This is a genomic window from Nitrospira sp. (assembly GCA_015709715.1).
Classification (GTDB): Bacteria; Nitrospirota; Nitrospiria; order Nitrospirales; family Nitrospiraceae; genus Nitrospira_A.
This window is the reverse complement of the sequence record CP054184.1, coordinates 710,274-734,341: the sequence shown is the minus strand read 5'-3', so window position 1 is coordinate 734,341 and position 24,068 is coordinate 710,274. Positions and strand designations below refer to the sequence as shown.

22 protein-coding genes are annotated in these 24,068 nt (G+C 59.9%); 10 read left to right on the top strand and 12 right to left on the bottom strand.

The genetic code is table 11. The features are described from left to right. Nucleotides 1–211: 211 nt before the first annotated feature. The gene (locus HRU82_03390) at nt 212–514 is read right to left on the bottom strand and encodes a hypothetical protein (protein ID QOJ34049.1); all 303 of its coding nucleotides are present in this window, start codon (nt 512–514) and stop codon (nt 212–214) included. 61 nt (nt 515–575) lie between these two features. Continuing rightward, entirely contained in the window at nt 576–782 is a 207-nt protein-coding gene (locus HRU82_03385; GenBank protein QOJ34048.1) for a hypothetical protein, read from the bottom strand. Between the two features lie 87 nt (nt 783–869). On the opposite strand from HRU82_03385, the gene HRU82_03380 reads away from it, so the two are divergent. The 5 genes from HRU82_03380 to HRU82_03360 all read left to right on the top strand — a co-directional run bounded on the left by HRU82_03380 (nt 870) and on the right by HRU82_03360 (nt 2,326). Then, nucleotides 870–1,022 carry a hypothetical protein gene (locus HRU82_03380; protein QOJ34047.1) on the top strand — a complete coding sequence of 51 codons (153 nt, stop codon included), beginning with the start codon at nt 870–872 and terminating at the stop codon, nt 1,020–1,022. A gap of 5 nt (nt 1,023–1,027) precedes the next feature. After that, nucleotides 1,028–1,291 (top strand): hypothetical protein, encoded by a 264-nt coding sequence (locus HRU82_03375; GenBank protein QOJ34046.1) that lies wholly within the window; start codon nt 1,028–1,030, stop codon nt 1,289–1,291. 204 nt (nt 1,292–1,495) lie between these two features. After that, complete coding sequence (locus tag HRU82_03370) at nt 1,496–1,765, top strand: hypothetical protein (protein ID QOJ34045.1); 270 nt, start codon at nt 1,496–1,498, stop codon at nt 1,763–1,765. Between the two features lie 44 nt (nt 1,766–1,809). After that, complete coding sequence (locus tag HRU82_03365) at nt 1,810–2,124, top strand: hypothetical protein (GenBank protein ID QOJ34044.1); 315 nt, start codon at nt 1,810–1,812, stop codon at nt 2,122–2,124. Next, complete coding sequence (locus tag HRU82_03360) at nt 2,102–2,326, top strand: hypothetical protein (protein ID QOJ34043.1); 225 nt, start codon at nt 2,102–2,104, stop codon at nt 2,324–2,326. Before HRU82_03365 ends, HRU82_03360 begins: the two co-directional genes overlap by 23 nt. 672 nt (nt 2,327–2,998) lie before the next feature. Here HRU82_03360 and HRU82_03355 read toward each other — a convergent pair. Continuing rightward, nucleotides 2,999–3,316: a type II toxin-antitoxin system HicB family antitoxin gene (locus tag HRU82_03355; GenBank protein ID QOJ34042.1), complete on the bottom strand. Its 318-nt coding sequence runs from the start codon at nt 3,314–3,316 to the stop codon at nt 2,999–3,001. A gap of 264 nt (nt 3,317–3,580) precedes the next feature. Continuing rightward, a complete protein-coding gene (locus tag HRU82_03350) occupies nt 3,581–3,991 on the bottom strand; it encodes a hypothetical protein (protein QOJ34041.1) in 411 nt (136 codons plus the stop codon). Nucleotides 3,992–4,495: 504 nt separating this feature from the next. Between HRU82_03350 and HRU82_03345 the strand changes: the two genes are divergently transcribed. Genes HRU82_03345 through HRU82_03335 form a run of 3 tightly spaced genes read left to right on the top strand, consistent with a single transcriptional unit; the run spans nt 4,496 to nt 16,381 of the window. Continuing rightward, the gene (locus tag HRU82_03345; protein QOJ34040.1) at nt 4,496–13,852 is read left to right on the top strand and encodes an amino acid adenylation domain-containing protein; all 9,357 of its coding nucleotides are present in this window, start codon (nt 4,496–4,498) and stop codon (nt 13,850–13,852) included. A 30-nt stretch (nt 13,853–13,882) separates the two neighbouring features. Then, nucleotides 13,883–15,586, top strand: a complete 1,704-nt coding sequence (locus HRU82_03340; GenBank protein QOJ34039.1) for a cyclic peptide export ABC transporter — start codon at nt 13,883–13,885, stop codon at nt 15,584–15,586. Between the two features lie 21 nt (nt 15,587–15,607). Next, nucleotides 15,608–16,381, top strand: a complete 774-nt coding sequence (locus HRU82_03335) for a 4'-phosphopantetheinyl transferase superfamily protein (protein QOJ34038.1) — start codon at nt 15,608–15,610, stop codon at nt 16,379–16,381. On the opposite strand, the gene HRU82_03330 is transcribed toward HRU82_03335, so the two are convergent. The 8 genes from HRU82_03330 to HRU82_03295 form a co-directional block, all read right to left on the bottom strand. Further along, nucleotides 16,378–16,827: a nucleoside deaminase gene (locus HRU82_03330; protein ID QOJ37097.1), complete on the bottom strand. Its 450-nt coding sequence runs from the start codon at nt 16,825–16,827 to the stop codon at nt 16,378–16,380. The genes HRU82_03335 and HRU82_03330 overlap by 4 nt on opposite strands. Before the next feature lie 66 nt (nt 16,828–16,893). Beyond that, nucleotides 16,894–17,910: an anti-sigma factor gene (locus HRU82_03325; protein ID QOJ34037.1), complete on the bottom strand. Its 1,017-nt coding sequence runs from the start codon at nt 17,908–17,910 to the stop codon at nt 16,894–16,896. After that, nucleotides 17,907–18,512, bottom strand: a complete 606-nt coding sequence (locus HRU82_03320) for a sigma-70 family RNA polymerase sigma factor (GenBank protein QOJ34036.1) — start codon at nt 18,510–18,512, stop codon at nt 17,907–17,909. Before HRU82_03320 ends, HRU82_03325 begins: the two co-directional genes overlap by 4 nt. Before the next feature lie 156 nt (nt 18,513–18,668). Then, nucleotides 18,669–19,751, bottom strand: coding sequence for a hypothetical protein (locus tag HRU82_03315; GenBank protein ID QOJ34035.1), 1,083 nt, complete (start codon nt 19,749–19,751; stop codon nt 18,669–18,671). A gap of 13 nt (nt 19,752–19,764) precedes the next feature. Next, nucleotides 19,765–19,965: a hypothetical protein gene (locus HRU82_03310; protein ID QOJ34034.1), complete on the bottom strand. Its 201-nt coding sequence runs from the start codon at nt 19,963–19,965 to the stop codon at nt 19,765–19,767. Between the two features lie 16 nt (nt 19,966–19,981). Continuing rightward, nucleotides 19,982–20,299 carry a tetratricopeptide repeat protein gene (locus HRU82_03305; protein ID QOJ34033.1) on the bottom strand — a complete coding sequence of 106 codons (318 nt, stop codon included), beginning with the start codon at nt 20,297–20,299 and terminating at the stop codon, nt 19,982–19,984. A 65-nt stretch (nt 20,300–20,364) separates the two neighbouring features. Continuing rightward, nucleotides 20,365–21,132 carry a tetratricopeptide repeat protein gene (locus HRU82_03300; GenBank protein ID QOJ34032.1) on the bottom strand — a complete coding sequence of 256 codons (768 nt, stop codon included), beginning with the start codon at nt 21,130–21,132 and terminating at the stop codon, nt 20,365–20,367. Continuing rightward, on the bottom strand, nt 21,132–21,554 hold the full coding sequence (locus HRU82_03295; protein ID QOJ34031.1) for a hypothetical protein: 423 nt from the start codon (nt 21,552–21,554) through the stop codon (nt 21,132–21,134). Before HRU82_03295 ends, HRU82_03300 begins: the two co-directional genes overlap by 1 nt. A gap of 137 nt (nt 21,555–21,691) precedes the next feature. On the opposite strand from HRU82_03295, the gene HRU82_03290 reads away from it, so the two are divergent. After that, complete coding sequence (locus tag HRU82_03290; GenBank protein ID QOJ34030.1) at nt 21,692–22,270, top strand: thioredoxin family protein; 579 nt, start codon at nt 21,692–21,694, stop codon at nt 22,268–22,270. A gap of 86 nt (nt 22,271–22,356) precedes the next feature. Continuing rightward, complete coding sequence (locus HRU82_03285; GenBank protein QOJ37096.1) at nt 22,357–24,066, top strand: SagB/ThcOx family dehydrogenase; 1,710 nt, start codon at nt 22,357–22,359, stop codon at nt 24,064–24,066. Nucleotides 24,067–24,068 lie beyond the last annotated feature (2 nt).

The window sequence follows — 24,068 nt, the reverse complement described above, 5'->3', positions numbered from 1 at the left end:
AGTATTTTCCTTGGCTAATTTCTTAAGGGCTGAAATTTCAGATGATTTCCAAGACTTCCCATGATTCTTCGGGCTTCCCATAGTCCCTCTACTATTAGTTATTGGACTGTTATATGAAACTTCCCCATTCCTCGGGTAGTTCCACGCCAACGCAATTGTGTCAAATTTCTCCTTCGCCTTCCCATTAGCCACCTCCGGCCAGAGCCTTCCGCTAAGTTTCCGCATCCGGCTCAAGATGCGTGATGACCTCTTGTCCCGTCGTGGTGACACCGATCCACGCGACCTTGTTCTGCAGCAAAAATGGAACCACTTGAAGCTCGTCTAACCGGTCGGAAGTCTTCTTGTCCGTTCTCACGTCGATCCACTCACGCTCAACCGTTAAGTCATAGCGCACGCCTTCTAGATTCATGCAGAAGTGGAGGTTGATTTCGTCACGCGACCGAACCTCACGAAAGTTGTGCAGGAATAGATACGTCTCGACCAGCTGCCTTTTGGTTGCCTCTAGCTCATCCATGGCGATGTCCTTTCCGTCAGAGCCTAGCGGATACGTTAGCCACGGCTACCACGTCACACAGCTAGGACTTCGTTTTCCCACCTGGCAACGTCAACACCACCCCTTTTCGTTCTAAGTCTTCGACGTGCTTCAGCAGAATCTCTTGAATGTAGTCCTTCATCGAAGATCGGTGGAGTGTCGAAGCAACCTTGATCTTATCGGCCAAACTGACCGGCAGATCACGGAGAAGAATATCACGCGTTTCTGATTTGGATGGTTTGGCAGGCATGGGGCTGGAGGGTACCACGGAAAATGCTTGACATCAAATGATATGCTGTATAGTTTGATATCACTTATTATCACATATGGAGAATCTATGGAGATGACACGGATTATCGTTTCAATCCCCCGAACATTGAAGGCCAAGCTCGATGCCTTACGCGCAACCGGCACTACGGCTGCCGGCCTGATCCGGCATTTACTGAATCAACATTTCAAAGAGGCTCAGAAGAGCCAGAAAGGCAGGTGAAGAGAATGGCTATGGAAACCAGTATTTCCGAAGACATCATGGAAGAGGCGATCAAAGAGGGCAGAGACGGTTGGTATGTCACTCTCAGGATTGAAGGATTGAAGGCTATGAAGTACGGGCCATTCGAATCATTGCAGGTTGCGAAGAAGTGGTACGTCGATGCGATAGACGACTTGGATTACCGCCTCTACGAACAGGCCATGTTTGAGACGCGGTGTCGCAAGTTCGGGAAAGTATGCCGCTTGAACTCAACTCAGAAAGGACGGTGACTCATGGCGAAACCACATGTGAATTACGAGGTTGTTCGGGATGTTCCAGGCTATCCATTCGACCCGTGCGGCTATCAGTCAAGCAGTCTTAGGGACGCACAAGAAGAACTCAGGCAAGTACGGCGGCACTACCCTGAAGCCTACTTAGCGCCAGTGGAATATAGCCGTTATCCGAATAAGACATCCAAGAAAGGACGGTGAAACATGAACGGCGATCAAAAGAGAGAATTATTGGCAGACGCACAGGTCATCCATACCTATTCTCTACGGCTTGAGGCCCTGGCGCGCACCTTAAAGCATGTGAAGGCCGCTGATGATGAGGGAAAGTCATCTCTGAAATCAGACGATTTGATACACATCATGAGCATCTTCGAGTCTGATCTGGATGCGATTCGAGATATCGCCAGAGGCATAGTTTTCACCTTGGAAAGAGATGGCGATCCAGTTCATCTCGCTGTCGCAACAGGCAACTGAGTGTGTACAGAGACTCTCTTATCTCTCAAAAAGGACGGTGAAGCATGTCTGAATCAGTACGAGCGCAACTTTCAGATATCAACCTGAAAGCGCTTCTCTTGTCGGAGGAGGCAGGTGCAGTTGCCAAGCTGTTTGATAATTTCGCGTACCAGATCGAGCTGAATCCTGGCGCTGTGATGAGTGACGTAGAACATGAGAAAGGCATGTACTGCCTTGTCCGGGGTATGTCAAAGCACTTCCAAACAGAATTCGAGAAATTCGCCGAAGAAGTGGAAGGCGTAAAGGCGAGTTTATGGAAAGAGCCCAAAGGGAAAAAGATAGCCAAGGGGGTAGCAGATGGCCAAGAAAGAAAAGCCTAAAGCCGGCCGCTTTGTTCATATTGAGTTTCCCGCGGAAGGTATCAGCAGACAGGCTGATGTTGCCTTTAAGCTGTCTACCTTGCACGCATTCGCTTTAGAGCTCAACGTCCATAGCCAAGTCAAAGTCTCATACACCGGAATGTCTGAGTCGAGTGAAGGAAAAGAACCACCTAAGGATACCGGCCTCCGGCTCGTGAAATAACCCACAAGAAAGGAATCGTTGTGAGCTTTCAAGATGAAATGGTGCCAGAGGGTCAGCATGTCTCACCGGCCTTGATCACAGATGTACAGCGGGTGTGCAAGGATATCCGGGCGACAGTCGGGCAAATTGCCAACGCCTGCGCGCGCCTGGAACTCCTAGACCCTCAAAAAGTGACGGTGACAGAGTTTACCGCGGCATGTCTGGCGTTTCAGACGGCGTGCTTACTGACAGGGCCGTGTATGCAGAAAATGCAGGAGACGATGGAGCGGTATGGGGGCTGAAGTGAAAGGGACGGGAAGGCAAGCTGGGTAACTTGCCTTCCCAAGCGGTCATTAAGTTGGCGATCCGGTGGGACATCCAGATCGGCAAATCATGAGTGCATAGGCTGACGGTAAGGCATGACCATAGCTCCCGATACAAGGGAAATCCTGGAAGCGTTTTCGCCATAGGTTGGGGCCAGCAGAAATGTTCAACTGTGGACGGGTCCCTGTTTTGTGAGGATTTCTAAAGCCGGTGTGTGTGGCGCATGGCCGGGCCAGTGGTAGAGGTTCAGGAGGGGGTGGTGGTGGTCCTGTCCAATAAATGGCAGAACTGCGCGTTTTTTTGTTCCACCTAAGGCAGGAGAAAGGTGAGGCTCGAAGGCTTAGGGCTTCGCCTCGAACTAAACAATTGTTAGCACTCGCCCGTAGGCTGTAATTCTGCGCGGGGCAATATCGGAGTTGGGATAGAGCTTTCCGGAAGGACAGAAATTGGAGCGAAATTTTGCCAAATCACTGAAGCTGTATCTTCGGCCGGTGCAGGGATAGGTTCCCCAAGCTCTAGTAAAGTTTTCAAATATAACTGCCTTGCCTCGTCAAGGCCCTGAAGCGCCTCAATTATTGTTGTTCCGTGGCTCATGCATCCTTCTAACTCTGGATGGTATGCCAGATAGCAGGATTCGCCTTCTGTAGTTTGCTCAGGTACGACATGAACTGTATAACTATTTGCCATGTTCCTTCTCCAACTCCTGCTCTAGTTCATGCAGGGCGTTTATTAAAGTGATCGCCTTTTGCACATAGCCCACGGGAAGCGTGCGGTGTCGTGCCACAGTGGCCACGAGACGACGATGGACCGGGTGGAAGAATATTGTGTGATTCCCCCCCTCCCGATATTCGAACCCAAATCCAAGATAGACGGTCTTTATCTCATTATAGCGCCATCCATGCTTGGATTGTTTCATTTTTTCAAATAACGACAGGGCGCTTGACATCGTAGCTATGCCTGGGGGTTCGAATTGAGCCGTACCACTTTTAGTGGTACGGAATGTGCCAAGCTTCCATCGATATAGATGTCGAACTGGTAGTCGCCAGCGTCAGGAAATACCAAATCGCGCAGGGTCAAAAGCTGATTCAAATATGGGAGGTTATCAGGATTTTGATTGCCAATTGCGATGCTACCACCGAGTTCGAGAACTCTCTCTCCTCGCCCATTGATCAAACGCACCTGAACGCTCTTTTGCTGGTTCCGCTCCGATATATCGGCCTCGAACCGAATTATCAGTTGCATTGCTGGAAGTTTGACAGGGAATTTAGAAACATGAATTTTCTCAAACATCCCCAAAACATTTAATTTGCCCTCTTGCGTTACATTCGCATAATCGGCCAAAACCGCGAATCGTACTTTCACAGACACCCTCCTAAACTTCGGTGGAAATCACTATAGCGACGGATCTAGATCCCATAGAAGGCCATCGGTAGGCGAATCGACGTTGTGAAAAGCGTTGTGAAATGAGTGGGGAATACGGGGAAAATCTGAGGAAAGTGGGGGAGACGTTAAAAGGCCATCTCCCCCTGTGTTCATGCGGCTTCTCTCATCATTTCAAGGGGTTTTAACATCCTGCCAGTAGCGGTTTTCGAGACCGTCCGATTCGGCCGCTCTCGCACCTCTCCGCGCTGGGGCCGACAAAGACGTGCAGCTTAACGTGGTCCATTGTAACTTTCAAATGAAATCATGTGCTTGGGCCGAAACTTTCTTGCCGCCGATCGCCATGCCTGCGCGACGCGTAAAAGGTGATTCCATTTTGTAATTAGCTACCCTCACCGTAGACTCGCCTTGGATACAGGCCCGGGCATGGCGTCGGCGACTTCCACATGGTTAGATGAATAGCAGGTTGCAACGAAACGGGATTTTGTGAGCACACCTCCCTCCGGTCGTCCTCCGTCTGAACAGACAATTCCCGACGTATTGCGGTGGCGGGCTGAGCATCAGCCCGATCAGCCGGCCTACAGTTTTGTGCGGGATAGGCAGATCGTCGAGGAGACCCTCACCTATCGGGGTGTGGACGCGAAGGCCCACGCCATCGCCGAGTATCTACGGAACCGCTTCAAGCCCGGTGATCGCGTGCTCTTGTTGTTTCCCCCCGGACTCGACTTTGTGCAGGCCTTCTGGGGCGTGCTGTACGCCGGCCTGATCGCGGTGCCGGCGCCTCCACCCGACGCCTTTCGTCTCAAGCACAGTGCCGCCAGGCTACTTGGCATCGCGGTCAATGCCGGCTGTGCGGCGGCCATCTGTACCGATCAGATTCTTGCCTTGGTGCGGCAGCAGGACGATCTTCATTGCATCATTCCCGAAGACGGATGGATCCCATTCGAGCGGCTGTCGGCAGAAAAAACTGACGAGGTCGCGGTTCCGCTGCCGAACCTGTCGACCATTGCCTACCTGCAATATACGTCCGGCTCCACCGGTATGCCGAAGGGTGTCATGGTGAGCCACGCCAACATGGTGGCGCAGAGTCGCTGCATCACGGAGGCCGGCGGTTACGATGCACAGGCCGTGACGCTTTCTTGGATGCCTCATTTCCACGACTATGGCTTGGTGAAGGGCATCATCCAACCTGCCTGGATCGGCCGTCCGTCGTACCTGATGTCACCCCTCACGTTTCTGAAGCGGCCCTTACGGTGGCTGGAGGCCGTGCAGCGGTATCGCGTGTCTCACAGCGGCGGCCCTAACTTCGCCTATCGCCATTGCCTCGAATCGATTTCGCCAGAGGAGCGAGCGACGCTCGATCTCTCCAGCTGGAAAGTCGCCAGTTGCGGGGCGGAGCCGATCGCGGCGGAGACGGTTGAGCGCTTCGCCGAGGCCTTTGCTGTGGCAGGATTCCGACGCGATGCCTTTTTCCCCGCGTACGGGATGGCGGAGTACACCCTGCTTATTTCCTTAAAACGGCACGGGGTTGTGCCCACGGTTGAAAGCCTCGACGTCGCCTCGCTGGAGCAGGGACGTGTTGCGGCAGCCGACTCCGAGGCGAGACAGGTCCGGCGGGTCGTCGGGTGTGGTGTCCCGGTGGGTGATACCAGAGTCGTGATCGCTGATCCGGACACTCGGGAGCGCTGTGGCCCTGATCGGGTCGGGGAAATTTGGCTGGCCGGGACGAGTGTGGCGCAGGGGTATTGGAACGATCCAGTGGAGAGCGAGCGGACGTTCCGAGCCGTCTTGGTCGGCGGCCAGGACGGTCCCTATCTTCGAACGGGCGATCTCGGGTTCGTCAAGCAAGGGGAACTCTTCGTCACGGGACGTCTGAAGGATTTGCTGATCGTTCGAGGGCGTAATCACTACCCCCAGGACATCGAGCGCACTGTCGAGCAGTGCCATGCGTCGTTTCAAAGGGGAGGGGCCGCGGCCTTTTCCGTGGAGCAGGCTGGGGAAGAGGCGGTGGTGGTGGTTCAAGAGGTTGAGCGGCAGGCGAATGCGCAGGATCTCGACGAATGGGCCGCCGCGATTCGATCGGCGATCTCCGAGCAACACGATTTGCAGGTATGGTCGATCGTGTTCATCAAGTCAGGCAGCCTACCGAAAACATCGAGCGGCAAGGTGCAGCGCCGGGCTTGTCGAAGTCAGTTCCTGAGCGGCCTCTTGAAGGTCGTGGGGGAGTGCCGAGCAGCGCTCCACGTCCAGGCCTCCCGGCCCGCGGCGCTGCCCAAGGCAGCGTTGCTCAGTCTCTCAGCGGAGGTACGGCGTCGCCAAGTGGAGCTGGAACTGCGGGCCATGTTGGCCGAGCGACTGAGGCGGCCTGTTGAAGAGCTTCCGGGTGACTGTCCGATCTCTCGACTGGGGCTCGACTCCGTCATGGCGGCCGAGTTGCTCCATCGGGTAGAAACGGCCTTCGATGTGGTGTTCTCGTTGCAGGACCTGCTGGGAGAAAATACGGTCGCCGACTTGGCGGATCGGATTATGGCCGGCATACATTCAACCTGCGCATTGACCGACGCCAATAACTCGAGCACAACCGCGAGTGGGAAGTCCGATAGCCTGTCCGAGAACCAATCGGCGCTCTGGTTTCTGAGTCAACTGTCCCCTGAGAGCGCGGCGGCCAATGTGTCTGCTGTGATGCGCGTACCGTCCGACCTTGAAGAGGCGAGGCTCGCCCAAGTCTTGGAGCAGCTGGCCGAACGGCATGCGACGCTCCGCACGACCTATGCCACGCGGGATGACCTGCCGATCCAAGTGCTGCACGACGCCTTGCCGATCGACTGGTCGGCAGTCAACGCCTCCGGCTGGGATTGGGAACGGCTTCGCCGCGAATGCCTGGAGGCCTCGACCCGACCCTTTGATCTCATGCAGGGGACGCCTTGGCGCGCCATCCTGTTCAGACGTAACCAAGACGCGATCCTGCTGCTGGTGGCTCACCATATTGCCGTCGACGGCTGGTCGTTGGCGCTGCTGGCGGAAGAGCTGAAGGAGCGTTACGAGGCTGCCGGGCGCACGACGGATCGACTGCCGAGAGCGGGTGGGCAGCCATCGGCGGCCTACGGCGAGTTTGTTGCCTGGCATCATCGGCTCCTGGAAGGGGAGGAGGGACAGCGGCAGTCTCACTATTGGAAGGCTAAATTGGCGGGTGAGCTTCCCGAGTATGACTCGCTCTATGACCGTCCCCAGAACGGGGTCGAACCGGACCGCTATCGTTGGCATGCATTTCGGATCGAGCAGCCGTTGTTCGAACGCCTGAAGGCCTTTGCCAGACAGGAAGGCACGACACTGTATACCCTCTGCCTCTCTGCGCTCCAACTTCTGCTCTCTCGCTATACGAGACAGGAGGAGACCCTCATCGCCGCTCCGGTATTCGGGCGCACGCGCGCTCAGTTTGCCGGGACCGTGGGTGATTTCGTGAACATGGTGGTGCTTCGTGAGCGTCTGGACGAGGCATGGTCGGGACACGACCTCTTGAGTCATACCAAGCAACTGGTGCTTGAGGCCCTCGCTCACCAAGACTATCCCTATGCGCGCCTCGTGTCGGATCTTCGGCGGACGGGAACCTTGCGACGCCCCGCGCTCGCGCAAGTCCTATTCGTGCTGCAGCGATTCAGGTTGCTTGCTGAACTCGACGCGGCCTCAGCCTGTAGGAACGAAGAAGCTGGCCCCTCATCGATGTGGGAACCCTATGTGATTCCACAACAGAGCGGGCAGTTCGATCTCTGCGTGGAGTTGGCGGAGGGCGATCAGGGACTCTGCGGCTATCTCGAATACAAGGCGCAGTTGTTCACGGCCGAGAGCATCGCGCGGATACAGGGGCACTACGTCCGGTTGTTGGAAAGCCTGGTCGCAGCCCCTACTGTCAGGATCGGGGAGTTGCCGCTCATGGCTGAGGCCGAAAGGCAGACCATCCTCGGCTGGAGCCGTCCCGCGGGCCAGGTTCCGCCGGATATCTGCCTGCATCGCCTGATCGAGTTACAAGTGCAACGAACTCCCGACGCGATCGCCCTTCGCCAGAACGATCAAACCTGCACCTATCGCGACCTCGATCAGCAGGCGAATCGCCTGGCTCATTACCTTCGCCGACGAGGGGTCCAACCGGGCGTGGTGGTCGGACTCTGTGTAGAACGGTCGCCCAATCTCATTGTGGGCCTGCTGGGGATTCTAAAGGCGGGGGGAGCCTATCTTCCCTTGGATGCCGATTACCCGACCGATCGGTTGGAGTACATGTTGAAAGACAGCCAGGTACGTGTGTTGGTGACACAACAGGACCAGCTGGTCAAACTCCCCACCATCAATCCTCACACTATCTGTCTCGATACCGAGTGGAGCGAGATCGCTCGCTGTTCGGATGAACCGGTCGAAGATCGAAGCGGGCCGGATGACTTGGCCTACGTTATCTATACGTCCGGTTCCACCGGGCGACCCAAGGGGGTCATGATCGAACACCGCTCGGTGGTGAACTACACGCAAGCCATTCTCGCGGCGACTAGTCTGACGGCGCGCGATCGGGTGTTGCAGTTCGCCTCCGTGAGTTTTGACACGGCGGTCGAGGAGATTTTTCCCTGTCTCATAGCCGGGGCCACCCTCGTCCTGCGGACGACCGGGATGGTCGATTCCGTCTCGGTCTTCTTGGAATGTTGCCGTGCCTGGCGCATCACGGTATTGGATCTGCCGACTGCGTACTGGCACGAAGTCGTGACGCGCATGGAGTCTGAAGGACTGACATGTCCGGACTCTGTGAAGACCGTCGTTATCGGGGGAGAGCGCGTTCTTCCCCATATCGTTCGGCGATGGACGCAACTCGTCGGGACGGGGAGACGACTGCTCAATACCTATGGGCCGACGGAAACTACGGTGGCTGCGACGGTGGCGGATCTCACCGGTTGGGGCGGTCCGGGAGGGTCGGCGGAGGAGGTTCCGATCGGTCGCGCCATCCCCGGCGCGTCGGTCTATATCCTGGACAGACTGCGGCAGCCCGTGCCGATCGGAGTGATGGGAGAACTGTACATCGGTGGGGTCGGTGTGGCTCGGGGGTACAGGGGGCGGCCGGATCTGACTGAGGACAAATTCGTGCTGGATCCCTTCGTCGTCCGGCCGGGAGGCAGACTCTACCGAACCGGCGACTTGGCGCGCTGGCGGCAGGACGGGCAATTGGACTATCGGGGGCGAGCGGACCGGCAGGTGAAGATTCGTGGGTACCGCATCGAGTTGGAAGAAATCGAGGCGGTGCTGAACCGCCAGCCGGATTTGGAGCAAGCGGTGGTGGATGTGCGGGAAGATCAGCCGGGCGATAAACGCATCGTGGCCTTCATCGTGCCGCGCCCACACAGCCGCTCAGGGTTGGTGGAGTTGCGCGAACAGCTGCGGCTGCACCTGCCGGCCCCGATGATCCCCTCCTCGTTCGTCGAACTCCAGGCCTTGCCGCTCACGGCCAACGGAAAGGTGGATCGGCGGGCCTTGCAGGTCGATCAGGACAGTCGCACGGCTAAGGTCGAACTGACGTCTTCCTATCAGGCTCCGCGCAACGCCACGGAACAGCTGTTGGCGGATATCTGGGGCGAAATCCTGCATGTGCGGGATGTCGGGGTGCACGACAATTTCTTTGAACTCGGCGGCCATTCCCTCTTGGCAACGCAACTGGTGTCGCGCATTCAGTCACTTTTTCAGACCACTGTGCCGTTACGTCGGGTGTTCGAACGACCGACGATTGCCACCTTGTCCGAAATCATCATGGCCTCGAAGACGGAGAGAGTGAATGTCCCGGGTCTTTCTGTGGCAATGACCAAGGTTCCCCGAGGAGTCCCGCTCCCGCTGTCCTTCGCGCAGGAACGCATGTGGTTTCTGTACCGCCTGTCGCCCGGCGCGGCGGCCTACAACATTCCCGCTTCCGTGCGGCTGCAGGGACCGTTGAATCTCCCTGCGCTTCGCTGGAGTGTGGCAGAGTTGGTGCGACGCCATGAGGTGTTGCGAACGACCTTCGCGCAGATCGAGGGAGTTCCTCGTCAAATGATCCATGAGTCGATGGACCCGATCTGGACGGACGTGGATCTTCGCACGACCCCGCGGGAGGAGCGAGAATCTCGAGCGCGGGAACTGGCGACCGCAGAGGCCAGGCGGCCGTTTGATCTTGAGCGAGGACCCCTGATGCGGATCCTCCTCATTCAGATCGGCGAAGAGGACCATGTGTTGATGCTGAACACGCATCACATCATTTCCGATCAGTGGTCTTATGGGGTTATCGCCCGTGAGTTGGTGAAATACTACAATGCTTTCTGTTCGGGGAAGCCCTTCGCGGTCGATTCGACACTTGATCTGCAATATGCCGACTTCGCCCAATGGCAGCGGGCTTGGTTGACTGGGCCGATATTAGAGGAGCAACTCGCCCACTGGCGCTCCCGCCTGCAGGATCTGCCTGTCGTGACGTTGCCGGCCGACTACCCCCGGCCGCCGGTGCATGCCTTCAAGGGCGACCATGTGTCGCTCGATCTTTCCTGGTCGCTGATTCAACGGCTGAAACAACTCAGTGTGCGCGAGGGCGTGACGCTGTACATGGTGTTTCTGGCCGGATTCTTCGCCTTCCTGTACCGGCTGACGCAGCAACGGGATCTGGTCATCGGCACGCCGATCGCCAATCGGAACCGGCTGGAAACCGAACACTTGATCGGGACCTTCGTGAACACCTTGGTGCTGCGGATGGCGGTCTCCGGCGATATGTCGTTCCGCGAGTTGCTGAAGAAGGTGCGTGATGTGTCGCTCGACGCGTATGCGCATCAGGACATGCCCTTCGATAAACTCGTCGAGGAACTGCGACCGGACCGAAGCCTGGGCGGCCTTCCGTTCGTGCAGGTGCTCTTCAACTTCGCTAATACACCCTTCGCGCGGACCGACTTCCACCAGCTTTCGTGGACACCCTATGAAGTGAGTCGCGGGGCGGCGCAGCTGGATTTGGGCCTGTCGATCGACCCGCTCGCGTCGCGGAAGGCCTATTTGGAATTCAATACGGATCTCTTCGATCGCTCTACGGCAGAACGGTGGCTGGGTCACTATCGGGAGTTGATGGAGAGCATCGCGGGGGAGATAAAGGAACCTGTCGGCCGCCTGAGCCTGCTGAGCGAGCGGGAGCGGCATCGGATCCTGCGGGAGTGGAATCATACGGCCGCGCCGTACGAGCAGGTCTGTTTCCCGCAGCGTTTCGAGGCTCAGGTGGCGCGAACGCCCGACGCGGTTGCCGTGCAGTTCGAAACGACGGCCCTGACGTATCGGGAACTCAACGCGCGTGCGAATCGTTGGGCGCATGATTTGCGGGAACGGGGCGTGGGGCCTGATGTTGTGGTGCCGGTATTCCTGGAGCGGTCGCTCGAACTCCTCATCGCCATTCTGGCGGTCATGAAGGCGGGCGGGGCGTATCTTCCTCTGGTACCGGGGCTTCCGGCGAAAAGATTGGCAACGATGCTCGAAGCCAGCCGGGCGTCATTGGTTGTGACCGATTCGGAATTGCGCGCGACACTTCCGCCCCATCAGTTGCAGGTCGTCTGCATGGACCGTGAAGCTGAGCGGGTTGCGCGCTGCCCAGAGGCCAATCTCTCCCCGCTCGCCGGGCCGCGCCACCTCGCGTACGTGCTGTTCACCTCCGGGTCGACCGGCCAGCCCAAAGGCGTGGAAATCGAACATCGAGCCTTGATGAATTTTCTCGTGTCGATGGAGCGAGAGCCTGGACTGACCGATCACGATGTCATGATGGCCCTGACGCCCTTGTCCTTCGATATCGCCGGACTGGAACTCTACCTGCCTCTGATGATGGGGGCGCGCGTGCTGTTGGCGACGCGCCGTCAAGCGATGGAAGGTGTGTGGTTGCAGCAGCAGCTCGATCAGGGCGACATCACGGTCATGCAGGCGACGCCCGCTACCTGGCGGATGGTGTTGCAATCAGGCTGGCAGGGGCGGCGAAAGGTGAAGTGCCTGTGCGGCGGTGAGGCCCTGCCGCGTGATTTGGCCGATGAGGTGCTGGCACGCGGCGGTTCCTTATGGAACCTGTATGGCCCGACGGAAACCACCATTTGGTCGACGTTGGAGCGGGTCCGAGGGCGCGAGCGAACGGTCTCGCTCGGCCGTCCCATTGCCAATACGCAGGTCTATGTCTTGGATCTCAATCGGCAACCGATGCCGGTCGGGATTCCGGGGGAGTTGTCTATCGGAGGCTTGGGGCTTGCGCGAGGGTATCGAGGGGCGCCGCAGTTGACGGCGGAACGATTCATCGCGAACCCGTTCCAGAACGGCGAGCGTCTCTACCGGACCGGTGACGTGGTGAAATGGCTGCCGGACGGCAGGCTCGAATACGTGGGACGTGTCGATCACCAGGTCAAGCTACGGGGATTCCGTATCGAGCTGGGAGAAATCGAAGCCGTGTTGGCGCAGGAGCCGTCGGTGAAGCAGGCCGTCGTGGTGGTGCGGGAGGATGTGCCCGGCGACAAGCGGTTGGTGGCGTATGTTACTGCGCAGGCGGGGGAGCGCTGTGATCCACAAAGTTTGCGCCGCACGCTTCGCGAGACGCTTCCCGATTATATGGTGCCGGCGGCCATCGTCCCGATGGAGGCCTTTCCACTCACGCCCAACGGCAAGGTCGATCGTACCGCCCTTCCGGCTCCCTCTGCGGAGCCGGTGCATGCCGATGGACAGCCGGTTGAACCGCGCAACCGCATTGAACTACAGCTGACAGCCATCTGGGAGCAGGTGTTGGGGGTCACACCCATCGGGGTTCGTGACAACTTTTTTTCGCTCGGCGGCTACTCTTTGCTGGCGCTCAGGTTGTTCAGCGCCATTGAGCAGACCTTCGGTATTCGCCTTCCCATGGCCGTTCTCTTTCAGGCGCCGACGATCGAGCGATTGGCCGAGGTGCTCGCGCAGGAAGGCGGCCATGTGCGGTGGCGGTCGTTGGTAGCCATTCAACCGTCAGGACCAAACAGGCCGTTTTTTGCCGTTCCGGGCGTCGGGGGAAACGTCCTGGTCTTCGCCCGTTTGGCGACCTTGTTGGGAGAGCAGCAACCGTTCTATGGCTTGCAGTCTCGTGGACTGGACGGGAAGGAAAGGCCGTTCATGCGGGTGGAAGACATGGCGGCCCATTATGTCGAGGAGATTCGTTCGGTGCAACCCCACGGCCCGTACCTGATCGGGGGGACCTGCACCGGAGGGCTCGTCGCGTATGAAATCGCGCAGCAACTTACGGCACAGGGAGAAGCGGTGATCTTGACCATCATGGAATCGTGGCATCCACGCTCCTATGGCAAACATTGGAGTCGTCCCCCCTACCTGCTCTGGCCGCTGCTGTTCGTGGCCATGAAGATGCGGACCTACCTGCGCCTCATGTCGAGGTTGCCGGCGAAGTCGTGGCCGGGATTCTGGAAGGACAAGGTGAAACGGCTGTGGAGTCTGATGCACCATACCGAATCGGCGGAGCATCAAGACGAGTTTCTGTACAAGGATCAAGTGACCTACGCCACGTTCCATGCGGTTGCCCGGTATCGGATGAAACCCTATCATGGTCAGGTATTGAACGTGATCGCCTCCAAGCATCCGCTGACGAACTCCACGGACGACACTCGGTTGGTATTCGGCGAATGGGCGATGGGGATGAGTCGCACCATTTACCTGCCGGCTGAGGATTCAGGCCGACTCTTTGTGGCGCCTCATGTGCAGGAGCTGGCGAGCCACCTGAAAACCTACTGGCAGGACGCCCGGTCGATTCTGCGGGATCAGCCAGATGAACGGGGGAAGGGCCCATCTTCGCAGGCGGCGTAACTGCCTCGTCGATCGGGTCGAAGCGCGGCCATGATGAAGTTATATCGCTTTCTGTTGTTTCTTCTGCGCGATGCCAGAACCATGATGATTCTCATGGTTCTAACCGGCCTGTTGGCCGGCCTCTCCAGCGTCGGCCTCCTGGCCGTCATCAACAAACTCATCAATACGGTCGGAGAGGCCTCGCAGGCGCTGGCCTTGGGATTCATCGGGCTGGCCCTGCTGAAAGTCGGGTCGAACTACCTCTCACAACTGTTGTTGGTGACCTTCGCCCAGAAGACGATTCTGAACTTGGGGATGGACCTCTGCTGGAAAGTCGTGCGGGCGCCCTACCGCACGCTGGAGCGGCACGGCGCGCATGAAATCCTCGCGACCCTGACCGATGACACCAACGCCATGGCGTGGGCGGTGAACGGGTTGCCCGGGTTGGCCATCAATGTGGCCATTCTCGCAGGCTGTTCCCTCTACCTGGCCTGGCTCTCCTGGAAGGCTTTTCTCGGTGTGGTCATCCTGGCGCTGTTGGGGCTGTTGGGGTATCGTCGGCTCTACAACCGCGTCTTGCGGTCGTCGATGGCCGTACGGGAGGCGAAGGGGGCGCTCTTCGAGCACTTTCGCAGCCTCACCGAAGGCGTGAAGGAGTTGATGCTGCATCGAGGGCGGCGCGAAACCTTCGTCGCCTCCGAGATCCGGCAGGCGGCTGAAGCCCTCCGCGACCACAACCTGGTCACGACCAAGCAGTACCTTACGACCGATTCCTGGACGCAAGCCCTGTTTTATGGCCTCATCGGCGTGATCCTCCTCTTGTTCCCGCGTGTGTTCTCACTGTCCGGCGAATCCTTGACCGGGTATGCCTTTGCCATGCTCTATATGATCGGACCCATGTGGGGCCTCTTGGGCATGGTGCCGACCTTGAGCCGAGGGCAGGTCGCCTTGGACAAAATCGAATCACTCGGGTTGGCGATCGAACAGGGGACTAAGGAAGAGGGGGCCGACCGTCCGGTCATCCAAGGCGCACAGCGTATTGATTTTGCGAATGCCCTGTTCAGCTATGAGCTGAAAGGGGAGGATGAACGGTCCTTTGCCCTGGGCCCCCTCAATCTCACGATCGCCAGTGGCGAGTTGCTGTTCATCATCGGGGGCAATGGCAGCGGGAAATCTACCTTCGTCAAGCTGCTCACCGGGCTGTATCTGCCGCAAGCCGGCGAGGTGCGTCTGAACGGGGAGATCATCGAGCCTTCCACCCAAGATTGGTACCGGCAGCATTTTTCCGCCGTGTTCTCGGATTTCTACCTGTTCAAGAAGTTGTTGGGTCTCGATCCGGCCTTGGTGGACCAACATGCCCATGACTGGCTCCAAACGTTGCGCATCGATCACAAGGTGACGCTGTGTGATGGCGAGTATTCGACCGTCCAGCTGTCGCAAGGACAGCGGAAGCGGTTGGCGCTGGTGACGGCGATGCTGGAGGATCGGCCGTTTTACGTCTTCGATGAGTGGGCGGCCGACCAAGACCCGCAATACAAGGACGTGTTCTATGGAGAGCTGCTTCCGGCCTTGCGGGCTCGCGGAAAGGGTGTGATCGTCGTGACCCACGACGACCGGTATTTCCATCTCGGTGACCGCGTGTTAAAACTCGATGAGGGTAAGATCGTGGAGACCCAGGCCGCCATATCCCGCGATCAGGTCCATCGAGTTTCCCCTGTCTTGAAACCGGTGGCCCGCCCGTCCGGCCGATCGTAAGCTGCACTCCGATGGCACTGCATGATGCCTCCAGAACTTGTCCCTGCCTCCGACGTCCAAGCCTTTGACCGGTTGACTTCGCAAACCATCCATGTGTGGTGCGGCGATCTCGTTCGGTGGAATCCGCACCTGCATTCGCTCCGCGCTCTCCTGTCCGATGGGGAAAGGGCTCGCGCCGCGAGGTTTCTGTTCGATGAAGATCGAACCCGGTTCACGCTGTCTCACGCGCTGCTGCGGGTGATTCTGGCCGGGTACCGAAAAGTCGCGCCGGAGCAGCTCCGGTTTGAGGCGGGGCCGTACGGTAAGCCGATGCTGCGGGGAGCAGTCGAGCGCTTGCCGTCGTTGCAATTCAGCCTCTCGCATTCCGGAGCCATGGCGCTCGTGGCGGTGGCGAAGGAGCGGGCTGTAGGGGTGGATGTCGAATATCATCGGCCTGGCGCAGAGCAGGTGAAATTGGCCACCCGCTTTTTCGCAACGAGTGAGGCGAGGCAGATCGAAGCGGCGTCGGAGGCAGATCGAGACCGGCTGTTCTATCGCTTTTGGACCGCCAAGGAAGCCTATCTCAAGGGCAGGGGTGTGGGGTTGGCCAATGGGCTCGATACCTGTGAGCTGCTGTTCGATGAGGCTTCGTCGTCGGCGCGGGTGCGCTCGACCGAGTCGGGCGCCTTCGATGGGGACTGGTCGGTGCAAACCCTCCGCGTGGGGGAGGGCATTGCGGCTGCCGTTGCCGTCGAGGGGCAGGGTTGGAACGTGGAACTGCTCGACGCGTTCAAAGAACTGGCCTGCTCGGGCTAACCGCGACCCGCGGCCTCTTTCCTCAGTTGCCGAAAAAACTCCTGCAACAAGGCCTGACTCTCCTGGGCCAGCAGTCCTCCCTCCACCGTCACGCGATGGTTCAGTCGCGGCTCGGGCGGAACATTCAACACGGATCCACAAGCCCCGGCTTTGGGATCGGTCGCGCCGAAGACCAGGCGTGGAATGCGTGCGAGGATGATGGCGCCGATACACATCGTGCAAGGTTCCAGCGTGACATACAGCGTGGTGCCGACGAGCCGCCAGCTGCCGGCGCGGCGTGCTGCTTCCTGAATGACCATCAATTCCGCATGGGCGGTGGGATCCTGGCGGGTTTCGCGACGGTTGTGCGCTCCCGCGAGCACCACGCCGTCTTGCACGAGCAGAGCTGCGATCGGCACCTCGCCGATCAGCGAACCTGAACGGGCGAGCGTCAACGCCTGCTGCATGAAGTGGTGGTCGAGATCGTCGAAAGACGGCATCGGAGCCATGCTATCACGGTGAGTCTCGGCACATCACGTTTGACCCACCAGGTAAATGGCGCCGGTCGGCTGGGGCAGGCCGCCGTCTGGCTCGACCGTCACGGCGAATTTTTTCATGCGCGCAAAGTCCGGCAGCTGTTTGATGAGCATGCGGCCCTTTTGGCCGGCATCCAGCCCGAACACTCCGGCGCTCACCGGCTTGTCGTCGATCGCCCACAGTTGATAGACCTTCCCGCTTGGCAGTGCCGGAAGATTGAATGCATAGAGCCACGCCTTCTTGCTAGCGGGATCGAAGAGAAGCAGCGCCCCGGCTGATTTCGCTGCCTCCGAGCCGGTGAGCGAGACGACTCGGGACGAAGGGTTCTTGATCATCCCCGCGAACTCCTCATTCTGTCGTGCCAGCCGCGCCATGGAACTGTCGCGCTGAGCCAGTTGGCTGCGCATGTCGTCCAACTCCGCCTCCCGCCGGATCAGTTGATCGCGCAACTCGGCCACCTCGCCGGCGCGCTGGTCCAGCTCAGACTTGAGGGCGGCCACGGTGTGCTCACGTCGTTGCAGGTCGGATTGCAGGGAGGCGACGCGCGAGGCCTCTTGCTGGACGCTGGCCTGCAGCTGCTGCAGCTCACCCGAGCGCTGGGTTGTTTGCGTATAGTACAGCCATCCGAGATAACTGCCGCCTGCGAGAAGCAGGACTGTAGCGAACCCCATGGCCACTCGGAACGGCCAGGAGTGGGCCGGCGCGATCGGCGGAAACAGATGGTTCATCCATTCGCCGGGCTCCAGACTGGAACGGGCGGGTGCCGGTTCCGCTTCCACCACCCCGGGTATGGAGGACGGCGCATGGAGGATCTTGGCCTTCAGGTTTTCGGGCGGAGCCACCGGCGTGAGGCCGAACGGCAGCAGTGAGGCGACGGTCTGGTATTCCTTCAACGAGGCATGGCAGGCCGTGCAGCCGGAGAGCAGGTGGGCCTCCAGCGCCTGGCGCTCCGGGCGTTCGAGCGCGCCGATGGCATAGAGAGGAACAGCCTCTTCCAATTCCTCGTGCGTCATAACCCTTCGCCCTGCGGCAGGTTCTGTTGCAGGGCCCCGCGTAGTTTCGTCATGGCGAGCTTGATCCTGGTTTTCACGGTGCCGAGCGGCTGGTTCAGTCGGGCCGCGATTTCCGTATGGGTCAGGCCTTGATAAAAGGCCATTTCAATCGCCTGCTGCTGCGGCAAGGGCAACTCGAGAATCGCTTTGGCGACGAGCTGTCGGAGTTCGCCGGCCTCGCGTGCTTCCTGAGGCGTGGGATGGTGATCGGCCCGTTCGGAAACCAGCGGATGCTCCAGCGAGTCGGTAATCTGCCGGTGCCCGCGAGAGGCTTTTGAGCGCAACCGGTCGATAGCGCGGCTGCGCGTCAAGGTCACCAACCAAGCCATAGGGCTTCCCCGGCCGACGTCATATTTGACGATCTTGCGCCACACCTCCAGATAGACTTCCTGCAGCAGTTCCGCCGCCTCGTCGCGATCGCTCAGGATGCGATAGGCCAAGGTGAAGAGCAGCGTACTCGACTGGTCGTACAGTTGGCCGAATGCCTGCTGGTCGCCTTTGGCGACGCGGGCCAGAAGTTTCGGATCGATGGTTGAAGCAGCCTGTGGAGGCGCAGCGTCCATGCAGTCGGCCTAGCAGCGGAAGGCAATGCAATGAGTCATGGCAGGGCACACTATAACACTCCCGCAGGAATCGGCCAAACGGATTTCCGGTTCGTGGGCGTCGAGCCTGCTAGGCTCACGGGAAGTCGAGACGGCTACGTAGTGAGGTGCAGGCCGTCAACAGGAGTGGGCCAGGACTCGGGCGGCTTCCTCGGCGCCGGAGAGGGGCGGTGGAGGAGCCGTCGGGGCCGGCCGGTGCAAGGCTTGGGTGAACGCCTCCGTCCAACGGCCCTGGAGGAAGTCGGCCATCGGCAGTTCCGCGCCCCGTCCGTATCGATGCAGGTAATCTACCAGGGCTTGTTCGTCCGCGAAATTGTACCGGCGTACGTACACAACCGGCTTGCCGAGGGCGACACACTCCACGACTGTGCCGTAGCCGGGTTTGGTGAGAACCAGGTCCACGGAAGCCAAGACCTGTTTGAACGGCAGGCCCACGGCGGCGAGAGAGGTCGTCCGCGAGAGGCCCTCGGGGACCGAGCCATCGACGAGAAATCGGTAGCCGATCATCTGTTCCATGGCGTCGAAAGGAAATCGGCGGAGAGTAATCCCGCCGAACCCGACGAGCACGAGCCGTTCAGAATTCTCCAGGCGAAATACCTTCCGCAGCACGACAGGGTCTTCCTTCGCCGGTTCGGCAATGGGGCCGATATCGACCATCTTGTGAAACGCATCGGCTGACAGGCCCGGTGCCACGCGTAGAAAACAATCGGCGTGGGCATAGGCGTCGCGAATCTGCCGCAAGATCGACGTGTGATGCGTGTCGGCGGGGTCCGCGAAGGGTTCCAGCACCCGATCCCACGAGAGGGAACAGAGACCGATCGTTGGATGGCCGCTCACCGCTCCGGCTGCGATGGCCAGGTGAGAAATATCCGACAGGACGAGGGTCGGTGCGGCGGCACGGATGGCTTGGGCTTCGGCCTGGACCTTCTCCGGCCACTCCTGGTGAAAGGCGTGGTGAGCAGCCCAGGTTCCGGCCACATCGATGGTCAGGGGGCCGTCTTGGATGCACCCGATGTCAACCTGCGCCGTGCTCAGCCGCCAAGGGATGGTCAAACGGGACTCGAAGAAGGATGCGGGAACGGTCGTGCGGAGTATCACGCGGAGATCGGGAACCAGCCGTGCCAAGGCATGCAGAACCGGAACGACCTGCGCCGCATGTCCGTATCCATGGCCCGAGATGGCACACCAGATGAGCGGCATCGTGGGCGTGGGCTCAGCTGTTGGAAAAATCCGATTCCATCGGGGCGATGTTGTAGAGAAGTTCGAGATCGAATTCGTCGATCAACTCGTTGACGGCCTCGCGTCCCATATCCGACCGCACTTCATTGATCACGAGTTCGATCGCCATGGCGGCATGCTGGCCGTATTGAGTGATGGCCGTTTCGATCCGTTCTCTGGCTTTGTCCAGGTCCATGGCGCCTCCCGAGGTTTCAGCCGGCCCGTTGGAGGAGATGGCGTAGCTCGGGCACCAGGTCCACTCCGCCGTTCGATCGACCGGACACGGCGGCATCAATCCCGGCGGTGAGGACCGGCTTGGCCTCCGCCGTCCTGCCGAGCGACAAGAGCGCCTTGCCCAGCGCCAGGTGCGAGGCGACATGTGTGGGGTCGAGTTGGATGGCGACTCGCAGGTGCTCGACGGCTTCTTCGGCATTGCCGCCTTCCTGTAGGATTTTATTGCCTAGGCCGTAGCGGCCCAGAAAGCCTTTGGGGTTTTTCTCTACCATCTGACGGAATGCGCCGATATCCATACTGCTCCTCTCTCTGATGTGACGGCTCACGAAATACCGCGGATTGTACCACCGGCCCGGCACCGTCAGCTATGGGCGGCGCGTAGACGGGCGAGCCGTTCTCGGTCGGCGGCAGCAGGGGGACGGCCCGTGCCGAGGGCCAGATGGTGCAGCCGTTCCACACATCGGATGGCGGCCACCGTGTCCTGTCGTTGTTCGTAGAGATCGGCCAGTTCTCGCAGCACCGCCGCTTCGCCGGCTGGATTGCCCAACCTGATGAAATGTTCCGTCGCGTTGTTGAAACAGCGTTCCGCCTCCACCGACCGGCCGCTGTCGAGAAAGGTCTTCCCCAACTGGCTGTAAGTGCCGGCCAGACCCTCTTCGTTGCCCACGAGACGATGGCAGTCGAGCGCCTGCGTGAAGAGCCGGACGGCCTCGTCCCATCGGTGCTGTCTCGCTTCTTCCATGGCGAGGTTGTGATAGAGAATGCCGAGGGCGCGTTGATCGTTGAGCGGCTTCAGGAGATCAAGCGCCTCCAGGTAATAGGGCCTGGCCTTGTCGGGACGGTCGGCGCCGACATGCAGGTTGCCGAGGTTGACGAGCGTGTGCGCGATGGCATGGGGGTTTTGCTCCACGCGTTGAATCGCCAATACCTCCTTGTAACAGGCTTCGGCTCGGTCGAAGTCGCCGGCAAGCGCGCAGGTGTTGCCCAGGTTCCCCAGGCTGTTCGACAGTTCTCGTTGGTTGTTGGCCAGGCGGTCATCGGCCACGGCGGCTTCCCAGGCGGCTCGCGCTTGGCGGAGATCGCCGCGGTGGAGAAAAATGCGCGCGCGATGTTTGTCGTTTTCTGCCATCAGTCCCCGCCTTTGGGGGTGTCCTTGCGATATTCCGCTACGATTTCGTCTTCCTCCTCCAAGCCCAAGCCGGCGCGGAAGGAGTCGAGCAATTCGCTGATCTGAGCCACCTGTTGCGGATCCTTTCCGTCTCGGGCCGACAGGTAGGTTTCGGCGAGCCTCATGCCGGTGTGGAAATGTCGGGCGATCGTTTCCTCGGTGACCTGCTGCCAGGTGATATAGATGCAAAAGGCCCGAAAGGTCGACGCCTGCGGATGGCGTTCCGCCAGCGTCAGGAGCTGTTCATAGGCGTTTCGAGCTTCGGCACCCGCGCTCGAAGAGAAAATCTCTTCCAATTCGACGGCGCGATCCCAGTCGGCGCCGAGCTCGCATTCGGATCGGGCAAAACTCTCTTGCGCAGCCAAGGCAGCATCGAATCGCATGGGTCCTCCAAGAGGGCCAGAATACCGAGGTGCTGGAACCTAGGTCAATGAGCGGCACTTGAGTTAGGCGTGCGGGCGCTGTAGAGTGCGCGTGGTGAGCCAGGGCCCCGAGTCCTTCCTGCCAGGAGGCGATTCATATGGCGACCGCGTCCATGATGCTTCCGCTGGGAACTCCCGCTCCTCCCTTTGCCTTGCCCGATGTCGTCAGCAGGCGAACGGTCTCTCTCGACTCCTTCAGCGATCAGGTGGTCCTGCTGGTGATGTTTATCTGCCGCCACTGTCCCTATGTCATGCATGTAGAAGAGGAGTTGGCCAAAATCGGTCGGGACTACGCAGCCAAGGCCGTGGGGATCGTCGCCGTGAGCAGCAACGATCCGTCGGCCTATCCCGACGATGCGCCGCCTCGGTTGAAGGATATGGCCCAGCGCTTGGGGTTCGTTTTTCCCCTCTGCTTCGACGAAACGCAAGCGACGGCCAAGGCCTATCGCGCCGCCTGCACGCCGGACTTCTACCTGTTCGATCGTGAGCGGCTATTGGTCTATCGCGGGCAACTCGACGACAGTCGCCCCAGCAACAACAAACCCGTCACCGGCAGCGATCTGCGCGCGGCTCTGGATGCCGCGTTGGCCGGGACTCCCATCGATCCCAACCAGAAGCCTAGCCTGGGCTGCAGCATCAAGTGGAAACCGGGCAACGCGCCGCAATACGCCTGGTAGGGCCTTCGTTTACTTTCCTTCCCGCCGCTCGTTAGACTAGGCGCATGAGTTCGGAGTTACCGATTTTTCCGCCGCCGGCGGCGCCCCTGTTCGGCGACCCGGTCGAACAGGTGATCCATTACCATCAGCGGACCAAGCACCATTACAATCGGTACGCGCGTTCGCTCGGCTTTCTGGATTGGGCGAACCAACCGGATCCGTTTCGCCGCTTCGCAGAGGCGCCTTTCGTGCCGCTGCCGCTGGTGGTGGAGGAGCCACGGTCCCCAGCCTATGAAGCGTTGTACCAGCCGGGAGCGGTTGCGGTTCAATCGGTGACTGTCAGGGCGCTTGCGCTGTTGCTCGAATTGTCGCTCGGCCTCTCGGCCTGGAAACGGGCGGGGGAGTCCGAGTGGGCGCTCCGCAACAATCCCTCATCCGGCAACCTGCATCCGACAGAAGGGTACCTCGTGCTGCCGCCACTCGATGGGTTGGATCTCACGCCGGGCCTGTACCACTATGCTCCCAAAGAACATGGGCTGGAAGGCCGCGCGGCGTTTTCTTCCGAGCTGCTGGCCCGCCTACTGGCTCCGTTTCCCCAGGAGGCGTTTCTCTTCGGCCTGACCTCCGTGTTGTGGCGGGAGGCCTGGAAGTACGGCGAGCGGGCGTTCCGGTACTGCAACCATGATATCGGTCACGCGGTCGGCGCGGTGCGGATCGCGGCGGCGACGCTTGGCTGGAGGGTGCTGCTGGTGGACGGCCACGACCAGAATACGGGCGCGCGCCTGCTGGGGACCCATCGATCGGAGGACTTTGGGGAGGCAGAACCGGAACATCCCGATTGTCTGATGGTGGTCTGGCCGGAACGACGGCCGGAGTGCGAGGAGATTCCTCTCTCTTTGGACGAGGCATTGGTGAAGGAGTTGGCGGTCGGGCCCTGGCAGGGGAAGGCCAATCGGCTGACCCGCGAGCATGCCGTCCATTGGGAGGCGATCGACCGGGTGGCGGACGCATCGTGGAAGACGGTGACGGAGGCCGGCAGCCTGCCGTTGGTTCAACGTGAGACGCTGTCTCAAGACGCCGGCGAGTCTCACCAGCGAGTGCTGGGCGGGCCCTCAGCCGGTCGAATCATTCGGCAGAGGCGAAGTGCGGTGTCCTTCGACGGTCACACGTCCATCACGGCCGCCGCGTTCTTTCGCATCCTTCAGCGGGTGATGCCGCAGGCTGATCGGTCGCCGTTGGCTCGTCCCGTCCCCTGGGATGTCTTGCCCTGGCAGCCGGCCGTTCACCTCATGTTGTTCGTCCATCGGGTAGAGGGACTGATGTCAGGCCTCTACGTGCTGATTCGAGATCCAGCCAAGTTGTCCGTGATGCAGCAGGCGATGAGTGCGGACCTGGAGTGGACTTCCGCCCCCGGTTGCCCTGCGGACCTTCCGCTCTATTGGTTGCTGCAGGGCGATGCGCGGCGCGCGGCTGCGCAAGTGAGTTGTCAGCAGGCGATCGCCGGCGACAGCGCCTTCTCGCTCGGCATGGTGACGGAGTTCGAGGGCCGCTTGCGACAGGGTGGCGCCTGGTGGTATCCACGGTTGTTTTGGGAAGCAGGCTTGGTGGGGCAGGTGTTGTATCTGGAGGCAGAGGCGGCCGGCGTGCGGGGCACGGGCATCGGCTGTTTCTTCGACGATCCGGTCCACGAAATCGTGGGCATCAAGGACCTGACAGTCCAATCGCTCTACCATTTTACGATCGGCGGGCCGGTGGAGGACGCACGGCTGCAGACCCTGCCGCCCTACCATCATCTTGCGAGACGAGAGGCGACCTGACC

Bases quoted from the DNA above. Each gene is read 5' to 3' on its own strand.
- HRU82_03310 (QOJ34034.1), bottom strand. From the start codon at position 19,965: ATGGACCTGGACAAAGCCAGAGAACGGATCGAAACGGCCATCACTCAA.
- HRU82_03330 (QOJ37097.1), bottom strand. From the start codon at position 16,827: ATGCAGCAGGCGTTGACGCTCGCCCGTTCAGGTTCGCTGATCGGCGAG.
- HRU82_03370 (QOJ34045.1), top strand. From the start codon at position 1,496: ATGAACGGCGATCAAAAGAGAGAATTATTGGCAGACGCACAGGTCATC.
- HRU82_03375 (QOJ34046.1), top strand. From the start codon at position 1,028: ATGGCTATGGAAACCAGTATTTCCGAAGACATCATGGAAGAGGCGATC.
- HRU82_03295 (QOJ34031.1), bottom strand. From the start codon at position 21,554: ATGCGATTCGATGCTGCCTTGGCTGCGCAAGAGAGTTTTGCCCGATCC.
- HRU82_03325 (QOJ34037.1), bottom strand. From the start codon at position 17,910: ATGACGCACGAGGAATTGGAAGAGGCTGTTCCTCTCTATGCCATCGGC.
- HRU82_03290 (QOJ34030.1), top strand. From the start codon at position 21,692: ATGGCGACCGCGTCCATGATGCTTCCGCTGGGAACTCCCGCTCCTCCC.
- HRU82_03380 (QOJ34047.1), top strand. From the start codon at position 870: ATGGAGATGACACGGATTATCGTTTCAATCCCCCGAACATTGAAGGCC.
- HRU82_03390 (QOJ34049.1), bottom strand. From the start codon at position 514: ATGGATGAGCTAGAGGCAACCAAAAGGCAGCTGGTCGAGACGTATCTA.
- HRU82_03320 (QOJ34036.1), bottom strand. From the start codon at position 18,512: ATGGACGCTGCGCCTCCACAGGCTGCTTCAACCATCGATCCGAAACTT.
- HRU82_03300 (QOJ34032.1), bottom strand. From the start codon at position 21,132: ATGGCAGAAAACGACAAACATCGCGCGCGCATTTTTCTCCACCGCGGC.
- HRU82_03340 (QOJ34039.1), top strand. From the start codon at position 13,883: ATGATGAAGTTATATCGCTTTCTGTTGTTTCTTCTGCGCGATGCCAGA.
- HRU82_03305 (QOJ34033.1), bottom strand. From the start codon at position 20,299: ATGGATATCGGCGCATTCCGTCAGATGGTAGAGAAAAACCCCAAAGGC.
- HRU82_03360 (QOJ34043.1), top strand. From the start codon at position 2,102: ATGGCCAAGAAAGAAAAGCCTAAAGCCGGCCGCTTTGTTCATATTGAG.
- HRU82_03355 (QOJ34042.1), bottom strand. From the start codon at position 3,316: ATGGCAAATAGTTATACAGTTCATGTCGTACCTGAGCAAACTACAGAA.
- HRU82_03315 (QOJ34035.1), bottom strand. From the start codon at position 19,751: ATGCCGCTCATCTGGTGTGCCATCTCGGGCCATGGATACGGACATGCG.
- HRU82_03365 (QOJ34044.1), top strand. From the start codon at position 1,810: ATGTCTGAATCAGTACGAGCGCAACTTTCAGATATCAACCTGAAAGCG.
- HRU82_03335 (QOJ34038.1), top strand. From the start codon at position 15,608: ATGATGCCTCCAGAACTTGTCCCTGCCTCCGACGTCCAAGCCTTTGAC.
- HRU82_03385 (QOJ34048.1), bottom strand. From the start codon at position 782: ATGCCTGCCAAACCATCCAAATCAGAAACGCGTGATATTCTTCTCCGT.